Annotated in this window: 19 protein-coding genes and 1 tRNA gene; 10 read left to right on the top strand and 10 right to left on the bottom strand. The window is 55.4% G+C overall.

Annotated features, from left to right (window positions below; translation table 11 throughout):
* Positions 1–301: 301 nt before the first annotated feature.
* From ACTIKR_RS04115 to ACTIKR_RS04105, 3 genes are all read right to left on the bottom strand, one after another.
* A complete protein-coding gene (locus tag ACTIKR_RS04115; RefSeq protein WP_442327209.1) occupies positions 302–1,714 on the bottom strand; it encodes an exonuclease domain-containing protein in 1,413 nt (470 codons plus the stop codon).
* A gap of 265 nt (positions 1,715–1,979) precedes the next feature.
* A complete protein-coding gene (locus ACTIKR_RS04110) occupies positions 1,980–2,750 on the bottom strand; it encodes a YoaK family protein (protein WP_193088959.1) in 771 nt (256 codons plus the stop codon).
* A gap of 128 nt (positions 2,751–2,878) precedes the next feature.
* On the bottom strand, positions 2,879–3,664 hold the full coding sequence (locus ACTIKR_RS04105) for a sulfite exporter TauE/SafE family protein (RefSeq protein WP_442327208.1): 786 nt from the start codon (positions 3,662–3,664) through the stop codon (positions 2,879–2,881).
* Between the two features lie 251 nt (positions 3,665–3,915).
* Between ACTIKR_RS04105 and ACTIKR_RS04100 the strand changes: the two genes are divergently transcribed.
* The 5 genes from ACTIKR_RS04100 to ACTIKR_RS04080 all read left to right on the top strand — a co-directional run bounded on the left by ACTIKR_RS04100 (position 3,916) and on the right by ACTIKR_RS04080 (position 7,579).
* Positions 3,916–4,803: a LysR family transcriptional regulator gene (locus ACTIKR_RS04100; protein ID WP_442327207.1), complete on the top strand. Its 888-nt coding sequence runs from the start codon at positions 3,916–3,918 to the stop codon at positions 4,801–4,803.
* Positions 4,804–4,848: 45 nt separating this feature from the next.
* Positions 4,849–5,190, top strand: coding sequence for a hypothetical protein (locus ACTIKR_RS04095; protein ID WP_442327206.1), 342 nt, complete (start codon positions 4,849–4,851; stop codon positions 5,188–5,190).
* Positions 5,191–5,510: 320 nt separating this feature from the next.
* Positions 5,511–5,663, top strand: a complete 153-nt coding sequence (locus tag ACTIKR_RS04090) for a hypothetical protein (RefSeq protein WP_193088956.1) — start codon at positions 5,511–5,513, stop codon at positions 5,661–5,663.
* A gap of 522 nt (positions 5,664–6,185) precedes the next feature.
* Entirely contained in the window at positions 6,186–6,617 is a 432-nt protein-coding gene (locus ACTIKR_RS04085; RefSeq protein ID WP_193088955.1) for a PaaI family thioesterase, read from the top strand.
* A gap of 17 nt (positions 6,618–6,634) precedes the next feature.
* Positions 6,635–7,579, top strand: coding sequence for an alpha/beta hydrolase family protein (locus ACTIKR_RS04080; protein WP_442327205.1), 945 nt, complete (start codon positions 6,635–6,637; stop codon positions 7,577–7,579).
* Between the two features lie 182 nt (positions 7,580–7,761).
* Here ACTIKR_RS04080 and ACTIKR_RS04075 read toward each other — a convergent pair whose 3' ends face one another.
* Both ACTIKR_RS04075 and ACTIKR_RS04070 read right to left on the bottom strand, forming a co-directional pair.
* Positions 7,762–8,544: an SDR family oxidoreductase gene (locus ACTIKR_RS04075; protein WP_442327204.1), complete on the bottom strand. Its 783-nt coding sequence runs from the start codon at positions 8,542–8,544 to the stop codon at positions 7,762–7,764.
* Positions 8,541–8,867: a nuclear transport factor 2 family protein gene (locus tag ACTIKR_RS04070; RefSeq protein ID WP_193088952.1), complete on the bottom strand. Its 327-nt coding sequence runs from the start codon at positions 8,865–8,867 to the stop codon at positions 8,541–8,543. The genes ACTIKR_RS04075 and ACTIKR_RS04070 overlap by 4 nt, the downstream gene beginning before the upstream one ends.
* A 148-nt stretch (positions 8,868–9,015) precedes the next feature.
* On the opposite strand from ACTIKR_RS04070, the gene ACTIKR_RS04065 reads away from it, so the two are divergent.
* Positions 9,016–9,348 carry a winged helix-turn-helix transcriptional regulator gene (locus tag ACTIKR_RS04065; RefSeq protein WP_193088951.1) on the top strand — a complete coding sequence of 111 codons (333 nt, stop codon included), beginning with the start codon at positions 9,016–9,018 and terminating at the stop codon, positions 9,346–9,348.
* A 282-nt stretch (positions 9,349–9,630) separates the two neighbouring features.
* On the opposite strand, the gene ACTIKR_RS04060 is transcribed toward ACTIKR_RS04065, so the two are convergent.
* The 5 genes from ACTIKR_RS04060 to purN all read right to left on the bottom strand — a co-directional run bounded on the left by ACTIKR_RS04060 (position 9,631) and on the right by purN (position 15,987).
* A tRNA-Val gene (locus tag ACTIKR_RS04060) sits at positions 9,631–9,707 on the bottom strand.
* Between the two features lie 294 nt (positions 9,708–10,001).
* Positions 10,002–12,266: a UvrD-helicase domain-containing protein gene (locus ACTIKR_RS04055; protein ID WP_442327203.1), complete on the bottom strand. Its 2,265-nt coding sequence runs from the start codon at positions 12,264–12,266 to the stop codon at positions 10,002–10,004.
* Complete coding sequence (locus ACTIKR_RS04050; RefSeq protein WP_193088948.1) at positions 12,263–13,465, bottom strand: DesA family fatty acid desaturase; 1,203 nt, start codon at positions 13,463–13,465, stop codon at positions 12,263–12,265. The genes ACTIKR_RS04055 and ACTIKR_RS04050 overlap by 4 nt, the downstream gene beginning before the upstream one ends.
* Positions 13,466–13,847: 382 nt before the next feature.
* Positions 13,848–15,209 carry an RsmB/NOP family class I SAM-dependent RNA methyltransferase gene (locus tag ACTIKR_RS04045; protein WP_442327202.1) on the bottom strand — a complete coding sequence of 454 codons (1,362 nt, stop codon included), beginning with the start codon at positions 15,207–15,209 and terminating at the stop codon, positions 13,848–13,850.
* A gap of 100 nt (positions 15,210–15,309) precedes the next feature.
* Complete coding sequence (gene purN / locus ACTIKR_RS04040) at positions 15,310–15,987, bottom strand: phosphoribosylglycinamide formyltransferase (protein ID WP_226816943.1); 678 nt, start codon at positions 15,985–15,987, stop codon at positions 15,310–15,312.
* Between the two features lie 49 nt (positions 15,988–16,036).
* Here purN and ACTIKR_RS04035 point away from each other — a divergent pair, with 49 nt between their 5' ends.
* From ACTIKR_RS04035 to coaBC, 4 genes are read left to right on the top strand one after another with little or no spacing between them, the layout of a single operon-like run.
* Complete coding sequence (locus ACTIKR_RS04035) at positions 16,037–17,002, top strand: bifunctional riboflavin kinase/FAD synthetase (protein ID WP_193088946.1); 966 nt, start codon at positions 16,037–16,039, stop codon at positions 17,000–17,002.
* Positions 16,992–19,859, top strand: a complete 2,868-nt coding sequence (gene ileS / locus ACTIKR_RS04030; RefSeq protein WP_442327201.1) for an isoleucine--tRNA ligase — start codon at positions 16,992–16,994, stop codon at positions 19,857–19,859. The genes ACTIKR_RS04035 and ileS overlap by 11 nt, the downstream gene beginning before the upstream one ends.
* Positions 19,852–20,370, top strand: coding sequence for a signal peptidase II (gene lspA / locus ACTIKR_RS04025; RefSeq protein ID WP_193088944.1), 519 nt, complete (start codon positions 19,852–19,854; stop codon positions 20,368–20,370). The genes ileS and lspA overlap by 8 nt, the downstream gene beginning before the upstream one ends.
* On the top strand, positions 20,367–21,584 hold the full coding sequence (gene coaBC / locus ACTIKR_RS04020) for a bifunctional phosphopantothenoylcysteine decarboxylase/phosphopantothenate--cysteine ligase CoaBC (RefSeq protein WP_193088943.1): 1,218 nt from the start codon (positions 20,367–20,369) through the stop codon (positions 21,582–21,584). Before lspA ends, coaBC begins: the two co-directional genes overlap by 4 nt.
* Positions 21,585–21,587 lie beyond the last annotated feature (3 nt).

Raw genomic sequence — 21,587 nt, 5'->3', positions numbered from 1 at the left:
AAAATTATACGGCGCTTTGCCCGCCAGTCGTCAAAAGGATGCTACCCGTGCTGCGATCGCTTATCTGTTAGGCCGTGTATTTGTAAGCAGGCGCGTATTGCCGTGGCAACATCGCATGCCAAATGGCAGTTGCGATAGCAATAGTAAAAATAATAGCAACGGGCATTGCAGATGACCATCTGTCGGCGGCACCCTGAGCCAGTTGCCCCTGAGCGTTCAACACACCAGAAAACATGTGACATCCGCGCATGCCCGCCCCAGCCCAAATGCAGAGCCTCGACCAACCATGCACGTGTCTGCGTTACTCCAGGGCCAGGCTGACTGCCCTGGCATCCAGCAGTTTGTCCCGATGCTTGACCAATATCCGATAGGTATCCCGGGAAAAATCACCTTTGCCACAGTCCATCAGTGTCTGCAATTCAGTTTCGTCCCGGGCCGTTCCCAAATAGCACCACTGATGAATGACATGCACCAGATTTCCTTCTCGCAGCAGCGCAGCGCCCTCGAATGGCCAGTCCCGCAGCCTTAACGCCGACAAGGCGGTCATCAGTCGGGCCGAATGGGCAATAGGCGACTCTTGCCCGACGCAGGCGCCGGCACAAGACTTCAATTGCCGCGCAAAACACGGGCTGGCGCTGTGTACCTTCTCCAGACCAAGCGTTGCCTTGCATAGTTTTTCGCTTTTGATGATAGCCAGTAGCGCCTCTTTCGCATCCCGCGCAGATGAAAACAGACCGTACAGATGCAAGCCATGCCCGATCGCAATGTCAGTTCCGCCCAAAAGAACGGGAACCCACAGGCCGGGGGACTTCTCGATCAGTTGCCAGGTAAAAACATCCTTTTGTCTGCGCAACTGGCGATTCAAGGTGGGCATGCATTCCTTGATCAAGCGCGACTCGGTCAGCAGCGCATCCACTTCGCCGGCACAGCGAATATGCTCGATACGTCGAATCTGCATGGAAATTTTCATTTCCTTGGGCGCCGTATGATCGCTGGCAAAATGCGATAGTACTCGCTGGCGCAAACGATTGCTTTTGCCAATATATATCGGCAGCTCGTTCTCGCCATAAAACACATAGACGCCAAAACTATTGGGCAAAGCGTCGATCACGGCCGGATCAATATGCGCCGGCAGCGATGGCCGGGCTACCAGGCCCTGCACAATGTCATCAACGATTTTCCGCTCGTGCTCCCGGCAGACACATTCCCAGAACTGCAGCAATGCATAAGCATCATCGTAGGCGCGGTGCCTGTCCTGCATGGTCAGGCCATGCCGCTGAATCAGGTAATCGAGCCCGTGACGCCGGTGCTGCGGATAGAGTCGGCGGGACAGCTTGACGGTACAAAGCATATTTGCCTTGAAATCCTGCCCTACCCGCCGAAAGGCATTCTTGATAAAACCATAATCAAAGCGGGCGTTATGGGCGACAAAAATGTGCCCGGCAAGCAGTTGCTGAATGTGTTCTGCCAGTTGCGCAAAGGTGGGCGCACTGGCCACCATCTGGCTGGTAATTCCTGTCAGGCTTTCTATATAGCCCGGGATACGGCATTCCGGATTGATCAGGCTTTGCCAGGTACTGACGGAGTGCCCGTCATAGCGCACAATGGCGATCTCGGTCAGACGATCGGTCGAAGCCGACCCGCCGGTCGTTTCGACATCGACAAAAGCAAAGGGCTTGTCTGGAGTAGCAACAGTTGGAGCGTAGCTGGACATGGGCAGGATTGAGCACTGTAAATTTATACAGCATTTATACACCATTCTGGCCCACTGTGCTGCAGACTTCAGCCCCCTGTTGCAATTGCGCCAAGTGCGTCTGCAAAACCATATTGGTATCTTTATAGAGAGTCGATCTCTTGCCTTGATCCCAGTGCCTGCAGGCCTGATCGATATGCCCGGCTCCGACCGTTAAGTCCAGGGAATGAAAGGGCACGCACGCCAATGGCCAGCAGTCCGGCACTGACGCCACAAGCGATGCGGTCTATTCGGCCGGGCGTCGCCTGTTGGTGAGCCATGCACGCATATCGTCAAATGCCGGTATGCCGGAAACCAATACCAGCAGGCAAGCCAAGGGTACCGTCGCGATATAGCCAATATGATTAAACCCCCAGGCCCCCATTGTGCCGCCAGCAAAAAAAGCAATCAGCAACGCACAATGCAGACGCAGGCGAGCCCGATCTGCCACCACAAAATGGCTGTCTTCCCGCACGCGTCCCCGGTTCCAATAGAACAGCTTACCCAGCTCAATGCCGATATCGGTAACGATTCCCGTCACATGGGTGGTTCGGATAACGGAACGGGAAAGCTTGGTGATCAACGCATTCTGCAAGCCCATGAGAAACGACAGAATCATGACTGTGATCGGCACAAATAGACCGTGCATCTGGGCAAGCCGGGCCCCCAGTACGCCGAAACACAGCAGCAACACCGCTTCCAGTAAAAGTGGCAAGGCATACTCGCTGCGCATTTGGTGCACCCTGGCGTAATTGACCATGATGGTGGTGCAAATGCTTCCGCACAGAAAACAGATCAATGCAGCCAAACCAGCCAGGACCAGCTCGTACGCGCCCAGAATCAACTGATCAGCCATGGTCGAAACAATACCGGTCATGTGCGAGGTGTATTGATGAACCGCCAGAAATCCACCGGCATTGATTGCGCCGGCCACAAAGGCCAGCAGTGTGCCGATCTGTTTATCGGCTTTCTGTGTGCGAACAGAATCGGTCAGCGTTCGGGTATATCTGAGTGGCATATAGGTGACGGCCCGGTTGTACAGGCTAGCGTGAAAAGGACATCGATCATTTTATTGTTTGCACCTATTATATGCCGTTTGCAGAACAATGGCGCGAACCATGATCGGACCACGCAGACTGGCGCTTCTCAGACAGCGGCAGCCACTTGATAAAGCCCCAGTACGATCAGACTGCAAAAGAAAACCTTCTTGAAATGGGCCACTGGCAACCTTTGCCTGAGCGATTGCCCCAATGACATACCCATCAGTGCCGGGATCAGCATCAGCAGTGAGACCCCTGCGGCGCCAGGGGCATAGCTGTGGTTGAGCCACAGCCCCAGGGCCAATGCAATAGTTGAAACACTAAAGGACACTCCCATCGCCTGAATCAGGCGATCGCGTGACAGTTGCAGCGCCTGCAGATAGGGTACTGCCGGCACAACGAAAACACCGGTTGCCGCGGTAATGAATCCGGTCGCAAAGCCGACCAATGGCCCCATCCAGGTTCGTGCAGCAGGTGAAACCACGATTGAACGCCCGGTCAACCCCCAACATGCATAGGCCACCAGCGCCACCCCAAGGGCGACGCCGGCTGCATCTCCGGCTGGCGCCCCCAACAGCCAGGCTCCCATCATCGTACCGGCAAATATCCCAATCTGCATTGTGCCAATACTACGCAATAATGGAGGCACGGCATCAAAGGGCCGCATTTGCCAGATATTGGTCAACAGCGACGGAATCACCAGCAATGCCGCGGCCTGCGCCGGCGACATCAACAATGCCAGCAACGCCATGGAAATGGTGGGCAGACCCAGCCCCACAACGCCCTTGACTGCGCCGGCAAGGATGAACACGGTTGTCACCAGCACCAGTGTGCCGACTGAATAGGCGCCATTTGCGTTGAAGATAGGGAAATGCTCAGTGAAAAAGTCCATGAATTGTGCGCCATAAAAAGTGTGAGCACGTGCTCAATTGGAAATATGCATAAGGAAATACCTTAAGCTGGTCGTGAGAACATGGACTCATCTACAGCCAGTACTCACGACCATTGCCGAAGACTTTGCCGATTCCTCAGAGACAAAATAGCAACATGTCTCTATTGTAGGGGCTGGTCAAAAAGCTGAAAATCAGGAAATGTCGATTACAGATTAAGGAATTTCCATAATCAGCCTGTTATACTGCGACCATGCGCTTTGACCTGGCCGACCTTCGCCTGTTCCTGAGCGTGCACGAATCGGGCACCATTACCGAAGCTGCACGCCGCTGCCATATCACCACGGCATCGGCCAGTGAGCGCATAAAGGGAATGGAAGACGTGCTGGGCGTGCTGCTGCTCAATCGCAGCCACAGAGGCGTGCAACTGACGCCTGCCGGGCGCACGCTGCTGCATCACGCCAGCGTTGTAGTGCAGCAAATGGAACGCATGCACGGCGACCTGGGGCAGTACAGCAGCGGGATCAAAGGACATGTCAGGCTGTTGGGCAACACATCGGCCTGCAACGAGCACCTGCCGGCGTTGCTGGGCACCTTCCTGAAGCGTCACCCTGATATTTCAATCGATTTGGAGGAACGCACCAGTACTGATATTGCTGATCTGATCCGCCAGGGCATGGCCGATATCGGGCTGGTTGCCGATTCGGCTGATCTGCACGACCTTCAACTTTTCCCGGTAGGCGCAGACCGACTTGTTGTTATTACCGGGCCCGAGTATCCTGAAGCCATTGCAAATCCGGCCAGTCTTGCCCAGATCAGCCATCTGGACTTTGCCGGACTGGTGGCAGGCAGCGCCTTGCAGGAGCACATTGCAGCGCATGGTCGCCAGGCGGGCAGGCATCTGCATTACCGGGTGCGGGTACGCAGCATCGACGCAGTCTGCAGAATGGTAGGCAATGGGGTCGGGATTGCCATTGTGCCGCTGGCTGCTGCCAAACGCCACCGTCGGGCACAGCAATTGAATATCATTGCACTTTCTGACGCCTGGGCCTGCCGCAATCTGGTGCTATGCGTACGGGACAGCGAACAATTACCAGCCTATGTAACGGCGCTGATGCAACATATTCTGGCTCCTGAATAAAACACGGATGCATCCGGCCCCTTCTTGCCTCAAAGGATCGCGCGCATGAAACCACACAATACTGATTCTGCAGATACAACGCCCGCGCAACAGGACCCGCACTGGGAGATTGATGGCGCAGCCATGTACCGCGCCGCCAGCTTTGCCGTGGCGCTACCTTCGTTCATGATCGGCACCGCCCTGTTCATGCTGGGGTTTTCATTGTCAAACCCTACGGTGCTGCATATCGCCTGCATTCTGTACAGCCTGTCCTTTGCAGGTTTCACCAGCCGCTTTATCGTGGGCCAGCGGCCCTGGCTTAGTGCCCCCCCTTACATTGCATGCATCGCCGCAGCCGGACTGGCTTTCTATGCGGTGGCCAGACTGGGGCTGCTGCTGGTTCGCTGATCCTGCCGGGTGTCGGACCTGCTCAAACCGCCTTTACGGAGCACATTCGCTTCACTCTTGCGCCCAAAGATGCAAACTTGACATTTGTTAAATTGTGCTTTGGGAGCCATCCCCCTACAATGGCGTTAACTCATTGCTTTTGGGTGAACTCGCCAGCTATTGCAGCTGGCTTTTTTTTGCCCTGCGTTTATGCTCCCGTATCCAGCTTCTGTATTCAACATAGGTACTTGTGGATATCAAGCAACATATACTGGTTTTCACCGAATGCATCAACTTGTAATAAAAGTGTAAAATCGGTATGTATTCACGTGGAGATGAGTATGAACGCAGCATACCAGCAGGTCCATATCGGCCTGATCCGAAAGGCAGTGACCAAGTATAAACTGGCCCGCTCCAGCGGCAACAGGAACGTGGCAAAAGGTTACATGCTTCAGGTTCGCGATTTGATTCGCGCCTTCAAGGCTGGCACATAAGCAGCCTTCTAAGTAATTCGCCAGGCATCGCAGTACCGGACGCCTGTGATCTTCGCGCCGCTGTCGCCTGCGTATTGCATTTACTTGCCATCACTGTCAGCACCGTCTTCGCTGTCTTCTTACCCCGCCTGTCCCCAACCTGGACTCTCCCTCAATTGCGTTCATTGAACCCTTAGTGCTGCCCTTGCCTGCGTATGTACAATCTATGCTGAGCCTCAAAGCATCGGACCTATAGTGTGTTTTACCCTTGCCCCCGGAAAGCATGGTCATATCCACCATAAAAGCCACTGACAGTGGCAACCCAACAGAAGCATAAAAGAGAAAAATCCTGAAGTGATCCCCAGGCAGAAAAACAGTCCTCCAAACCAGAGAGGCCATCACCTTGCCAGAAGCCCCCCTTGCAAATCGATCAACGACATCGATGCGCCCCACGCCTGGCCATTGCACTGGCCATCGAATCCTCTCCTATAATCGAACTGGGGAGACATTCTGTCTTGATTAATCATTCACTAATGACCAGTCATGGATAACAATATACAGCAACGAATAACAGCCAGCTTCAACAAACAGGGATTGATGCATACCCTGGGCGCCAGATTGACGCTGATACAGGAAGCAGAGGTGCACATCACATTGCCATTTTCAACGCACCTGTCGCAGCAGCACGGCTATTTGCATGCCGGCGCCGTCACCAGCATTGTCGACAGCGCTTGCGGTTATGCCGCCCTGACCATGGCGCCGGCCGGATATGAAGTTGTGACTGCGGAGTTTAAAATCAATCTGCTGCGCCCGGCGCTTGGCCCGGCCTTTATCGCAATCGGAAAAGTACAGAATGCGGGCAGACTGCTGACCGTTTGCACGGGAGAAGTCCACAAGCTGGACGACAACGGCAGCGTTGGCAAAACCGTTGCGTTGATCCAGGCCACCATTGTGAATGTTGCCCATAACGGTTGAGACGAAGGACCTTTGCCATGACGCAGCCAATTCAAATAATCACAACCGATGGATACCAGCTGCAGGCGAACTTGTGGCGCCTTGCGCAGATCAATTCGCACCGCCCCGTGGTCATCATCAATAGCGCCACATCAGTACGCTGTCGATACTACGACAGGTTTGCCCAGGCATTGCACGCACGGGGCTGCACAGTGCTGACCTATGACTATCGCGGTATCGGCGATTCAAAATACGGCTCATTGCGCGGCCTTGCAGCAGGATGGCTCGATTGGGGCCAGGCGGATTTTGAAGCGGTGCTTCAATATGTCCACACCCATTTTTGCAATTCACCCATCTATGTCGTGGGCCATTCGATTGGCGGATTTCTGATCGGACTGGCGCCATCGTCACATTTGATCAAGCGCATTTTCACCATGGGCGCGCAGTACGCTTACTGGCGCGATTATGCACGCCGGTCACGTACCAGCATGTTCCTGCAATGGCATGTCGTCATGCCGCTACTGACAAAGGCATTCGGATTCGTACCGGCCAGGCGCCTGGGGTGGATGGAAGACACGCCCAAAGGCGTGGCTATGGACTGGGCCGGCATGGGCCCACGGTTTGAACGATCTATTGGTCGCAAATACGGCAAAACGGTCGCCGAAATGAGCGTACTGCCGGCTCGCTTTGGGCAAGTGGAGGCATCGGTGCTGGCGCTGGGTGTCAGTGACGATCCCTTTGGTACACCGGCTGCACTGGACCGAGTACTTGACTACTATAGCGGCTGCGAACGATATCACCTGCGAATATCACCAGCCAGCATTGAACATGAGAAAATCGGGCACTTCGCGTTCTTCCACAGCCGCTTCGTTGACTCGCTGTGGCCAATTGCCTTTGACTGGTTGCTTGAAGAAGTCATTGAACCTGCGCGGGGCACGATCATCAGCCACAGGGTTAAACAAGAAGCATACCGAACCACCTGACCTGCAATCACGCTGACGGCATCATCGCTGTCCGGATATAGCCACCTTTACCAAAAACGGCCATAAGCCAAGGCTTTCGTCACGTCACGGTCCCCTTCTCTTCTGATATGATTTACACGACCATGGAACCGTTGTGCGCCCCTGCGCGCATATTAACTCATTATCAGACGGTTTTACTGCTGTCAGACTGTAGGCACCGTGCCACCATCGATCACATATTCGGTGCCAGTGATTGAGCCCGCTCTGGGCGACACCAGGAAAGCGATAAGATCAGCCACTTCCTGCGGCTTGGCCGGGCGCCCTAACGGAATCCCGCCAAGCGCGTCCATGATTATTTTTTTCCCGCCGGCATAATCGGTATTGTTGTTTTGCGCCAGGCGACTAGCCAGTTGTGCGGCGGCCTCGGTTTCAATCCAGCCTGGCGATACCCGGATTACCCGCCCCCCTTTTGGAGATACTTCTTTTGACAGGCTCTTGCTGTAGGTGGCCAGTGCTGCCTTAGCTGCGGCATAGGCAGTTGTAGCTTCCGGCAATGGCAGTTCGTGCTGAATGGAGGTGACATGAATAATCACGCCTGATCCCTGCTTGATCATGGACGGCAGCAAGGATCGATCAATACGAACAGCTGGCATCAGATTCAGGTTCAGCTCCTCTTGCCAATACTGGTCGTTCAACGCCAGATAACCGCCGGGTGGCGAACTCGATCCGCCAACAACATGAATGAGGAAATCAACACCACCCCATTGTTCCAGTACAGCATCGCATACCGCAGCGCATCCGTCTGGCGTAGCGATATCTGCGGCAAAGTAGGATATATTGTCCGGCGCGCGATCGGGCACCTTGCGGGCTGTAGCAATGATGTGTACGCCCAGCTCATGCAGCACGTTGACAACCTCTGCCCCCACACCCGCGGTGCCGCCGGTAACCAGCGCCCGACAGCCTTCGATATTCAGGTCAAAGCTCATGGGGCAATCTCCAGCGAGGCGATTTTATTGTCTTCTAGTACGAAACGATACCGGATATGAATTGGACTGCCTGGAAAATTGCCTTGCAAACGGCTGCTCACGATGATTTGCTGGTCCTGTTCGATCACATCGAAAGGCTCGGACGTATAGACGTATTTTGCAGTCGCTTCAGCGCGCCAGCGCTCAATGGCAGCGCGTCCGTTATACGTTTGCTTTTCATCTATAACGACACCTTGTTCAGTAAAGCAATCGGCGAGCGCCTTGCCGTTATCTCTATCGGCATTGAAATAAGCCAGGATCGGTTCCGGTAAATTGACAGACATTCAAGTTCTCCATGCATGTGGGGTAAACAAAAATCGACAGCTTTAATTTGATTTTTGAACATACTGGCACTAAACTTACTTTTCAACAAGTACGCACTAAAAAGTAAGTGCTAAAAAGTAAGCACCATTGACCCACAAAGAAATGACCATGAACATAACCCGACCCGCGTATACCGCCGATACAGCAGCCGATGGCGTTGAGCAGGCGATTCGCGTGCTGGAAGGACGCTGGAAACTGCTTATTCTGTTTCGTCTTTTTGGTGGAAGTTTACTGCGTTTTTCCGAACTCGAACGCACACTGCCTGGCATTTCCCAGAAGATGCTGATTCAGCAATTACGCCAATTGGAGACCGACGGCATTGTGCGTCGGATCGATCACCAAGAGGTGCCACCCAAAGTGGAATACGGCCTGACTGAATGGGGCCAGGCGCTGTGCCCTGCCCTGGATTCGCTGCTCAAATGGGCCGAACAGCGTCCCTGAGCGCGGCGGATTGGCAGCACACACGCGCCTTGAGCAAGAACTGAAAAATAGATTCATGCCATTGCCGGATTGCCAGATCGCGATTTGTCATCAATGGTAGCTGTAGCGGCCCCTGCGGGACAAATAAAGAGATAGACAGGCAGATTTTTGAAAAATTGACAGGCAATAAAAAACCCGCAGGGCAAAATGCTTGCGGGCTTGATGATATTGTCTGGCCGGTGATAAAGCTTAAAAAGTCTTTGAAAAAACTCGAATACTCTACCAGTGCATGACAGATAAAACTGGTAGGCAGTACTGGATTCGAACCAGCGACCTCTACGATGTCAACGTAGCGCTCTAACCAACTGAGCTAACCGCCTTCAAGAAAGAAGAGAATTCTAACACTGTATTGCCTGGCTTGTCCACATTTTTGAACCACAAAGATGAACAATTTAATCAGACTGTCTCAATCACGGGATATGCTCTTCGATTGATAGCCAATGCCGGAGTCGACAGTGCCATAAATCTGGACTTTACTGCCGCTGCGCCCGCTGTCCGCCGCCTTACCAGCGCACCCGCCGAGCAGACCAAAACCCAGGAAAAGGGCCAGAGTGCATATCATCGCTTTCATAAAAATTCCTTGAGCTGCTTAAGTATCAACTGACCCGATACGTTCAGGCGGCAATAATATCCAGTTTGGCAACGGCCAGGGCCAGCGTTTTGGCGCCGGCATCCCTGAATACGATCTCCGCCTGGGCATCTGCGCCCTGCCCGCTTAATCTGATGATGGTTCCATCGCCAAAGCGCGCGTGACGCACGCCCTGGCCAATCCTGTATTGTTTGCCGCTGACACTGACGCCCGAGCTTAAACTGCGCGGCGCCCGCGGCTCTATTCTGCCCGTGGGAGGACGTGCGTGCGCGTCAACATGCAAACGCATGCCCCAGGAAGGCTCGGCCTGCTCGCGCGTACGCGGCGTCAGCCATTTCAGATGATCCTCGGGCAATTCGTCCAGAAAGCGCGATCGCATCGAGTAACGCGTCTGTCCATGCAACATGCGCGCATGTGCCAAACTGATGGTCAGGCGTTCCTTGGCACGGGTAATGGCCACATACATCAGGCGGCGTTCTTCCTGTAGTCCGTCCTCGGCCATCATGCTGTTTTCGTGAGGAAACAGGCCCTCTTCCACACCTGTGATAAAGACCGAATCAAATTCCAGCCCTTTGGCGGCATGAATGGTCATGAGCTGAACGGCATCCTGACCGGCCTGTGCCTGGTTGTCGCCTGCTTCAAGCGAGGCATGGGACAAAAAAAGCGCCAGCGGTGTTGTCTGCTCCTGGGCAAAAGGCGAATCGGGATCGTCAGGTGCTACCGAGCGCTCAACCAGGGCCATGGCGGCCTTGCCATCCAGATTTTCCTCGGCACAGAACGCAGTGGCCGCATTGATAAGCTCACCCAGATTTTCCAGCCGTTCCGCTCCTTCGCGTTCGGCTTCGTAGTGTGTGGTCAAGCCGGAAATGTCATTGACGTGCTTGATCAGTTCCGCAAGCGTCAAGGTTTGCGCCGCTTCGCGCAGCGTTTCGATCAATTTGGCAAAGGCCAGCAGCTTGCCACCACTGCGGCCAGACACTGCCCCCACAGCGTGAATCAGGTTGCACCCAATCTGACGTGCCGAGTCAGTGAGGTTTTCCAGGGTTCTGGCGCCAATACCGCGCGTCGGAAAGTTAACAACGCGCATGAATGAAGTATCATCATCACCGCTGGCTACTAACCTGAGGTAGGCCAGAACATGCTTGATTTCCTGGCGCTCGAAAAAGCGCAGGCCGCCGTATACCTTGTAAGGAATGTGCGCGGAAAAAAGGGCGTGTTCGATGGGCCGCGATTGCGCATTGCTGCGATACAAAACCGCAATTTCACTGCGCATGCGGCCTTCACTGATCTGCGCACGAATTTCGTCCACGACCCACTGGGCTTCCATCAGATCGGTAGGCTGCTCAACAACTCGAAGCAGCTCGCCTTCTCCCCTGTCGGTCCACAGATTTTTGCCAAGACGCTCCGTATTGTGCTCGATCAGCGCATTGGCGGCATCCAGAATGTGGCCAAAGGAACGGTAGTTCTGTTCCAGCCGGATAATATTGTCGCCGGCATAATCGCGTTCAAAGGTGGACATATTGCCCACGTTGGCGCCACGGAAGGCATAGATGGACTGGTCATCGTCACCCACGGCAAACAGCGACGCATCGCCGCCTGCCAGCAGGCAGAGCCATTTGTATTGCAGTGTATTGGTGTCCTGAAACTCGTCGACCAGAATATATCGAAAACGCCGCTGATAGTGCTCGCGCACCAGGGCATTGCGTGACAACAGCTCATAGGCGCGCAGCAGCAATTCGGCAAAATCGACGACACCCTCGCGCTGGCACTGCTCCTGGTACAACTGATAAATTTCTGCCAATCGCTTGCGATGTGCATCCCACACCTCAACGTGCTCGGGCCGTTCGCCGTTTTCCTTGGCATTATTAATGAAGCGCTGCACGTCCCTGGGCGGAAACTTTTCGTCGTCGATATCATTGGCTTTGATCAGGCGCTTGATAGCTGCCAGCTGATCTGCGATATCCAGGATCTGGAAATTTTGTGACAAACCGGCATCGCGATAATGAGCGCGCAAGAGCCGGTTGCATAAACCATGAAAAGTGCCGACCCACATGCCGCGGGTGTCCACCGGCAACATGGCCGTCAGGCGTGTGAGCATTTCACGCGCCGCCTTATTGGTAAAGGTAACGGCCAGCACACCGTATGGACTGACTTTTCCATTCTGGATAAGCCAGGCCATGCGGGTGGTTAGAACTTTGGTTTTACCACTACCGGCGCCAGCCAGAACAAGTGTATGCTTACTGGCTGTGGTAACGGCCGCCAGTTGCTCAGGATTTAACTGCCCAATCATGCGGCATAGCGGCGCAGACGGAGAGCAAACTGTTCAAGGCTCTGAATACCGCTTTGCTGCGCATGCTGGCACCACTGTTGCAGGTCACCAAGCAATTGCTCACTGCTAGCAGTGGAGCTTGTCCATACACGATACAGTTCTTCGCGCATATGAACCAGCTTGGCCAGCATCGTGTTTTGCGACAGCATGCTGTCGAGCTCCTGTTTTTCCTGTGGATTCAGGGCCAGATCGGCCTGTCCAAGGCGCGACTGTACTTTCTGCAGCAGTTCACGTTCCTGGTCGCTGGCGCCAGCCTGGGTCAGGCGCTTGATTTCAGACTGGACGGACTGGCGCAACATGCTGGCGTAACGCGCCATGATTTCATAGCGGTGCGTAATCACCCCTTGCAGAGTTTGCTCGGTCACAGAATCGGACTTTTCGCGAACCAGTTTCAGCTTGGGCGCAACCTTCTTGACCTGCGCCAGGCGCAGTGCCTGCAAAATCCGGATATAGCCCCAGCCGATATCGAACTCATACCATTTGCTGGAAAACTTGGCGGACGTACCGTAAGCATGGTGATTGTTGTGCAACTCTTCGCCACCGATGATAATGCCGATGGGGAACAAATTAGTACTGGTATCGGGGCTGGAAAAATTCCGGTATCCGATATAGTGACCCAGACCGTTGACCACGCCGGCGGCCCAGAATGGGATCCATGCCATTTGCACAGCCCACACGGTCAGACCGAGTGCGCCGAACAACAGCAGGTCGATGGCCAGCATAGTGAAAATGCCCAGCGTGGTATGGCGGGAATAGACGTTGCGTTCCATCCAGTCATCGGGCGTGCCGTGACTGAAGCGCTTGACGGTTTCTTCGTTGGCGGCCTCTTCACGATACAGCTCTGCCCCTTTCCACAAGACCCGGTCGATACCGTAAATAATGGGAGAGTGAGGATCGCCTTCACGTTCGCATTTGGCATGGTGCTTGCGGTGGATCGCCACCCACTCACGCGTGACCATCCCTGTGGTCAGCCAGAGCCAGAAGCGGAAGAAATGCGACACGGCCGGATGCAGATCCAGCCCCCGATGAGCCTGACTGCGGTGCAGATAAATCGTTACCGCGGCAATGGTGATGTGCGTAAGCACCAGCGTGACAAGAATCACCTGCCACCAGCCAAGTTGCAAAAAGCCACCGGAAATAAAGTCGAGAATTGTATCCATATACCCTTTAAGGTCTCCTGAGATGCCCAAGATTACCGGGCATTGGCCCGCTGCGGCGGGCAGTGTGCCCTTATTCGGGCAGGATGCTGAGCGATATCAAATCGCGCAGGAATTATAACACTATGATTTAACTAAGAAAAAACTTTATTGCCTTTTTTCTTGATTTTGAGCAAGTTGTGAGCAGAATGTCATTATTCTGACACAGTACCCGCTGCTTTTCTTTAAATATAGCCCTATTTTCAGTCTGCAATGCGCGTTTATACACCGATTGTGTTGCGCAAGGTTACAAACGCACATTCACAGAGAAATTAGCGGGTTTTAACCGCCTATTTCTCTATTTTAAGACCATTTTGACAACAACAGGTTCCCTGCCGCAGCAAATTTATTTACTACGTTCCAGCACAGCGGCAAAAAAGCCGTCGGTGCCGTGAACATCCGGACGCAGCCTGAGATAAGGCGTCGTCATGCCCAGGTCAGGACATCGGTCTCCCAATACCTCCTGAGCGTTGAGCAGCGTGAATTCGGGATGGGCTGCCAGGAAGGCATCAACCTGCTGTTCATTTTCCTGCGGCAGCACGCTGCAGGTGGAGTACACCAGCCGGCCGCCCGGGGCGACACAGCGTGCGGCACTATTGAGAATGCGCGCCTGCAGTTCGGTCAGTTCCTGCACGCTGGCCGGAGACTGGCGCCACTTAAGATCAGGATTGCGGCGCAGTGTACCGACACCGGTACATGGAGCATCAACCAGTACCTTGTCCGCCTTGCCGGCGAGTCGTTTCACACGGGTATCATTTTCGTTCGCTATGGCAATCGGCGTCACATTCGATAGACCGCTACGGGCTATGCGGGGCTTGGCCTTGGCCAGACGCGCGGCCGATACATCGAAGGCATAAAGGCGGCCGGCCGAGCGCATCAACGCGCCCAGCAACAGCGTTTTGCCGCCAGCACCGGCGCAAAAATCAATCACCATATCGCTGCGTTTTGGTCCGACCAGCAGCGCAAGCAACTGACTGCCTTCGTCCTGCACTTCGAGCGAACCGTTTTCGAACAAGGCCCACCGTGAAATCGCCGGCTTGCCGTTGAGCCGAATGCCCCAGGGAGAATACGGCGTCGGCTGAGGATCGAACTCGGCCACCGGTGTATCCTGCAATTGAGCCAATACCGTATCCCTGTCGACCTTGAAGGGATTCACACGCAGATCGAGCGGCGCCTTGGTATTGAGCGCGGCGATCAGGCTTTCGAATTCGTCCAGCTGACTCATATGTTCATATAGCCAGTCGGGCAGGCTGCCGCGTATTTCCGGGGCCAGCGAAGCCGGGTCTATGGTGTCCATGCGCAACAGCCAGCTTTTCTCTTCTTCAGAGAGCTGGCCGGCAATGGTGTCCTTGCCCACCACCGAGGCCAGCCCCAGAATGGCCAGACGCTCCAGTGCTGGCCCTGTGCCGCTTTCGGCGTATTGCCGGTAACGACGCAAATGACGCAGCACATCGAATACAGCCTCGGCCACTTCATTGCGATCACGCCCGCCCAGTGATTTGTTGGCGCGGAACCAGGCAGACAGCACGGCATCTGCCGGATGTTTCCACTTGAGCACTTCGTTCAGAACGTCGCGGATCTGGCCCAGGCGTGTGGTGTAGATGCCGCGCTGGCGCGCGCCGGGCTGGGGCGAGCGCTGCGTGCGACGGGTGAAATCGGGTTTGACAGAACGACGTCCTGTGTCTTTTCTAGCGGATTTGATTGTCATAATTTTTGCCTGATTGAACGATATGTCAAATGGGGTATATCAATAGTGAAATATCCGGCGCTGATGCAAACGATACCCGTAAACGATATACGCGGGTATATCAGCTGACATATTCCGTGTCTGCGTAAAACTGCTGTAACGGCAGTTTTTCTGTAAAGCCTACCTTGCCTTGTTCATCCAGAAACACCGCTTTTTGCGCCAGCCAGCGCATGACCTGGGGATAGAGCTTATGCTCCATGACCAGCACCCGCTGGTCCAGACTCTGGACGGTATCGTCAGCCATGACGGGAACGACCGCCTGAGCGATGATGGGGCCCTGGTCCAGCGCGGGAATGACAAAGTGCACGCTGCAGCCATGAACACGCACCCCGGCATTCAGCGCCTGCTGGTGAGTATGCAGTCCCGGAAAGAGCGGCAAGAGTGAAGGATGTATATTGACCAGCCGCCCGGTGTAATGTCGCACGAACTCATCGCTCAGAATGCGCATAAACCCGGCAAGCAGCACCAGATCGGGCTGGTAGCGATCAATGTGTTCGGCCAGCGCCTGATCATATTGAGCACGGGTCTGCCCGCCTGCCGCATCATACACCAATTGTTCGGTCTGAATACCCTGCGCCCGCGCCCAGGCCAATCCTTCGCTGTTGGCACTATGCGAGATGACGGCACTGATATTGACATTTGTCATTTGGCTTGCGGCATGCACCAAGGCTTTCATATTGGAGCCACGACCGGAAATAAGGATGACGACCCGGGTTACCGCAGGATTTGTTGGTTTCAACTGAACACTTCCGTAATGCTTGCAAGTTTAAAATTGTAAACTGTATAGCGTGAAAAATCCTCTTCAAATCTCCCGTCAGGCTTTTGCCTCGGCTGCCCAAACCGGCAGCGCCCTTACCATTGGCAATTTCGATGGTGTCCACCTGGGCCACCAGCAGTTGCTCTCGCATGTCGTGCAAACCGCAGCCAGCAAGGCGCTGGTGCCTTCAGTCATGACATTTGTGCCCCACCCACGCGAATACTTCGCCCTGCGCGAACAACGCCCCGAGCTAGCACCTACGCGGATTTCAACTCTGCGAGACAAAGTGCGGGCCCTGTCCTGTTGCGGCATCCAGCATGTTCATATCCGGCGCTTTGACCAGGCGTTTGCCCAGCAGACGCCGGAACAGTTCATCGAAGACATCCTGGTGCGCCAGCTGGCAGTCAGGTGGCTTTATGTCGGCGAAGACTTCCGCTTCGGCAGCAAGCGACGCGGCGACATCGCCCTGCTGCGCGATGCCGGCGCACGGTTTGGCTTTGAGGTAGAGACGCTACGCGATGTACTGGATCCTAACGGCATTCGCTACTCCAGTTCTGAATTGCGTCATGCGCTGGCTTACGCAGAGATTGAACGGGCCGGCGAATTTCTTGGCCATCCCTATCAAATCAGCGGGCATGTGGTGCATGGTCGCAAGCTGGGTCGAACTATGGGCTTTCCGACGCTCAATATCCGTGTCATGCCGCGCTGCGCCTTGCGCTCCGGCATCTACGTGGTCAGGGTGGAGGGACTGCAGGCCGGGCCGCTGGCAGGGATCGCCAGTCTTGGCGTGCGCCCGACCGTCGAAGAGGACGGACAAGTCCTGCTGGAAGTGCATATTCTCGATAAAAACGTATCGGCATACGGTAAACTTATTACAATAAGCTTTTTGCACGCCGTGCGGGACGAAGAAAAATTCCCCGATTTACAAACTCTGACTGACGCCATCCGCCACGATGCGGACGTTGCTCGCAACTACTTTGCTGTCCATGGATTATAAGAACACCCTGAATCTGCCTGAAACCCCCTTCCCAATGCGGGGAAACCTGCCAAAACGCGAACCCGGCTGGGTGCTTGAATGGGAGGAAAAGAAAGTGTACCAGGCGATTCGCAAGGCCTGCGCCGGTCGCCCTGCCTATATTTTGCACGACGGCCCGCCGTATGCGAACGGCGATATTCATATAGGTCACGCGGTCAACAAGATTCTCAAGGACATCATTCTCAAAAGCCGCACGATGGCAGGCTTTGACGCGCCTTATGTCCCCGGCTGGGACTGCCACGGCATGCCCATTGAAATCCAGATTGAAAAAAAATATGGCAAGAACCTGCCGGTGGCTGAAGTCCAGTCGAAGGCTCGCGCCTACGCCCTGGAGCAGATTGACCGCCAGCGAGCCGACTTCAAACGGCTGGGTGTACTGGGCGACTGGGAAAACCCCTATCTGACCATGAATTACGGCAATGAAGCCAACGAGTTGCGGGCGCTGGCGCGCATCATGGAAAAAGGCTATGTGTTCCGTGGCCTCAAACCGGTGAACTGGTGCTTTGACTGTGGGTCGGCCCTGGCTGAGGCGGAAGTGGAATATGCCGACCGCAAGGATCCGGCCGTCGACGTGGCCTTCCCCTTTGCCCAGAAAGATAAACTGGCTGCCGCTTTCGGCCTCGATAGTGTAGAGGATGGTGCCGTCGTCATCTGGACCACAACGCCCTGGACAATTCCCTCGAACCAGGCCCTGAACGTGCACCCTGAAGTGCTCTACGCCCTGGTGCGCCTGAACGCGCCGCTGCCTACCGGCCCATTGCTGCTACTGGCCAAGGATCGTGTGCAGGCCTGTCTTGAACACTGGCAGTTGCAGGGCTCGGTCATCGCCGAGTGCGCCGGGCAAGCGCTGGACCACATTGCGTTCCACCACCCGCTGGCCACTGCAGAGGCAGGCTATGACCGCCTGTCTCCGATCTATCTGGGTGACTATGTCACGGTAGACACCGGCACCGGTATTGTGCACTCTGCACCCGCCTACGGCGTAGAGGATTTCCAGTCCTGCAAGGCCAATGGCATGCAGGATGCGGACATCATCAGTCCCGTCATGGGCGATGGCAAATATGTGCCTTCCCTGCCTTTGTTCGGCGGCAAGACGATTTGGGAAGCGAATCCGGATATTGTCAAGGCAATGCAGGACGCCGGAACATTGCTGCATGTGGAATCGCTCAAGCACAGCTACATGCACTGCTGGCGTCATAAAACGCCCATTATCTATCGCGCGACCAGCCAGTGGTTTGCCGGCATGGATCGCCAGCCCGATGATCACACTGCCACGCTGCGCGAAAAGGCGCTGGCAGGCATTGACGCCACCGGCTTCTACCCGGCCTGGGGGCGCGCCCGCCTGCATGCCATGATTGCCAATCGTCCCGATTGGACCCTGTCGCGTCAACGCCAATGGGGCGTACCCATGGCGTTTTTCGTCCACAAGGAAACCGGCCAGTTGCATCCGCGCACGGTTGAACTGCTTGAACAAATTGCACAGCGCGTCGAAAAGCAAGGTATTGAAGCGTGGCAGGCGCTGGATCCGGCAGAATTGCTGGGCGAGGACGCCGTGCATTACGAGAAAAACCGCGACACACTGGACGTCTGGTTCGATTCGGGCACCACCCACTTCACGGTCCTGGGCGGCAAGGACAATGCAACCACGGGCTCGCATTCCGATACGCTGCGCTGGCCGGCCGATCTGTACCTGGAAGGGTCGGATCAGCATCGTGGCTGGTTCCATTCGTCGCTACTGACCTCTTCCATGCTGTTTGGCGAGCCACCCTACCGCAATCTGCTGACCCACGGCTTCGTCGTCGACGGCCAGGGACGCAAGATGAGCAAGTCGATGGGCAACGTGATTGCCCCGCAGAAAGTATCCGACTCGCTGGGCGCCGAGATCATCAGGCTGTGGACAGCTTCTACCGATTATTCGGGTGAATTGTCCATTTCGGACCAGATCCTCAAGCGCGTGGTCGAAGGCTATCGCCGTATCCGCAATACCGTGTGTTTCCTGCTGGGCAATCTGAATGATTTCGATGCTGCAAAAGACATGGTGGAAACCGGCAAGCTGTTCGAAGTCGACCAGTATGCGCTGGCGTTAACGCTGGATATGCAAAATGAAGTGACCGCCTATTACGACGAATTCAATTTCCATCCGGCCATGGCGCGCCTGCAGATTTTCTGCTCGGAAGATCTGGGTTCGTTCTATCTGGATACGCTCAAGGACCGCCTGTACGTCACCGATCGCAACAGTCTGGCGCGACGCTCGGCGCAAACGGCCCTGCTGCACATCACGCTGAGTCTGCTCAAGCTGCTGGCGCCTGTGCTGTCCTTTACAGCCGAAGAGGCCTGGCAGGAACTGCAGAAATCAACGCTGAAAAACACTGACAGCGCGAGCACCGTCACGATCTTTACCGAAGTATTCCACACCCTGCCCGAGGTGGCTGATCACGCCGCACTGAGCAAAAAGTGGCAACGTATTTTGCAGATTCGCGCCGACCTGAACAAACAACTGGAAGACGTGCGCAGTGCCGGCCGGATTGGTTCAGCGCTACAGGCCGAAGTGGACGTTTTCGCCGACGGGCTGGACCTGGAGTACCTGCAAAGCCTGAACGACGACCTGCGTTTTGTATTCATCGTATCGCGCGCAACGGTACACGCCGGGGTGCCGGGCGAAGGTGTTAATTTCACCATCACGCCATCCGAGCATCGCAAGTGTGAACGCTGCTGGCATTACCGCGAAGAAGTGGGCACCATTGCAGATCATCCGGATATCTGCTCACGCTGTGACGACAATCTGCATCACGGCGGCGAGGACAGGCACTATGCATAAAGCAGTGCAGCCGGCTGCACGCGCAGTGCCGTATATGATGTGGATCGCACTGGCATTGGTGCTGATCAGCGCAGACCAGATCAGCAAACAGTACTTTGAGCATAATTTCGAGTATCTGCAACGCGTGAACGTGCTGCCGGTCTTCGATTTCATTCTGATCTACAATCAGGGTGCGGCCTTTAGCATGCTGGCAGACGGCGCTGGCTGGCAGCGCTGGTTTTTCATGGTGCTGGGACTGGCTGCATCAGCGTTCATCCTTTATCTGCTGCGCAAACACCGCGAGCAACCGCTTTTTTGCCTGGCACTGGCCCTGATACTGGCCGGCGCCATCGGCAACGTCATAGATAGAACGCTCTACGGGCATGTCATTGATTTTCTGCTGTTTTACTGGAACGACGCCTATTTCCCGGCGTTCAATCTGGCCGACACGTTTATTACCATCGGGGCCGTACTGCTGGTCCTGGATGAACTGCTGCGCTATCTGCGCAACAAAAGGGAGCAACAGACATGAGTCCGCTTTCCGGCAAGCGTATCCTGATCGGCGTCACCGGCGGCATTGCCTGCTACAAGGCGGCAGAGTTGGTACGCCGGCTGCAGGACCACGGTGCGACCATCACCGTTGCCATGACGCATGCGGCAACCCAATTTGTCACGCCCACAACGTTCCAGGCGCTATCAGGCAATCCGGTGTACACCGAAACGCTGGACGAGCGCATGGAAAACAGCATGGCGCACATCAATCTGAGTCGCCAGGCCGATCTGATTCTAATCGTACCGGGCAGCGCCGACTTCATGGCCAAACTGGCTCATGGCCTGGCAGACGATCTGCTGTCAACGGTGTGTCTGGCGCGCGGGCTGTGCCCGCTGGTCGTGGTGCCTGCCATGAATCGGGAAATGTGGGGCCATCCGGCAACGCAACGCAATGCGGCGCAACTGCGCAATGACGGCGTAACGCTCTGGGGGCCGGCCAGCGGCTCGCAGGCCTGCGGCGAAGTGGGCGATGGCCGCATGCTGGAACCTGAACAGATCGTCTTTGAAACACATGCTTTTTTCCAGAGCAAAGCGCTTGCCGGAAAAAATATTCTGGTCACCGCCGGACCGACACAGGAAGATATTGACCCGGTCCGCTTTATCAGCAACCGCTCCTCGGGCAAAATGGGTTATGCAATTGCGCGCGCCGCCTGGGAAGCCGGCGCGCGTGTGACGCTGGTCTCCGGCCCCACCGCACTGGATGCGCCTTACGGCGTTGATTGCATCAATGTGAAAACGGCCCGGCAAATGCATGCCCATGTCATGCAATTGGCGCCAGAGCAGGACATCTTTATCTCTGTAGCGGCCGTGGCAGACTGGCGGATCAGCAATGCGCAAACCCAGAAAGTAAAAAAAACCGGCAGCCAAAGCGGCCTGGACCTGACGCTGACCGAAAATCCGGATATTCTGGCTGAAGTGGCCGCGCTGGCCCTGGGCCCATGGTGCGTTGGTTTTGCCGCTGAAACCGAAAACCTGCACGACTATGCCGAGGCCAAGCGCAAGCGAAAAAAAATCCCCTTGCTGGTAGGCAATCTGGCCCAGGAAACCATGGAGTCGGATCAGTCTCGCATGGTGCTGTTCGACGATCAGGGCAGCCACCCTTTGCCCGTGCTGGACAAGCTGGATGCCGCCCGGCGACTGATCGCCGAGATCGCCAATCGCACCACCAGGTCTGACGCCTCCCCAAGCCATTGATCG

Origin of the sequence: Advenella sp. (assembly GCF_052108595.1) — a bacterium.
GTDB lineage: Bacteria > Pseudomonadota > Gammaproteobacteria > Burkholderiales > Burkholderiaceae_B > Advenella.
This window is presented reverse-complemented; position numbering and strand designations above follow the sequence as displayed.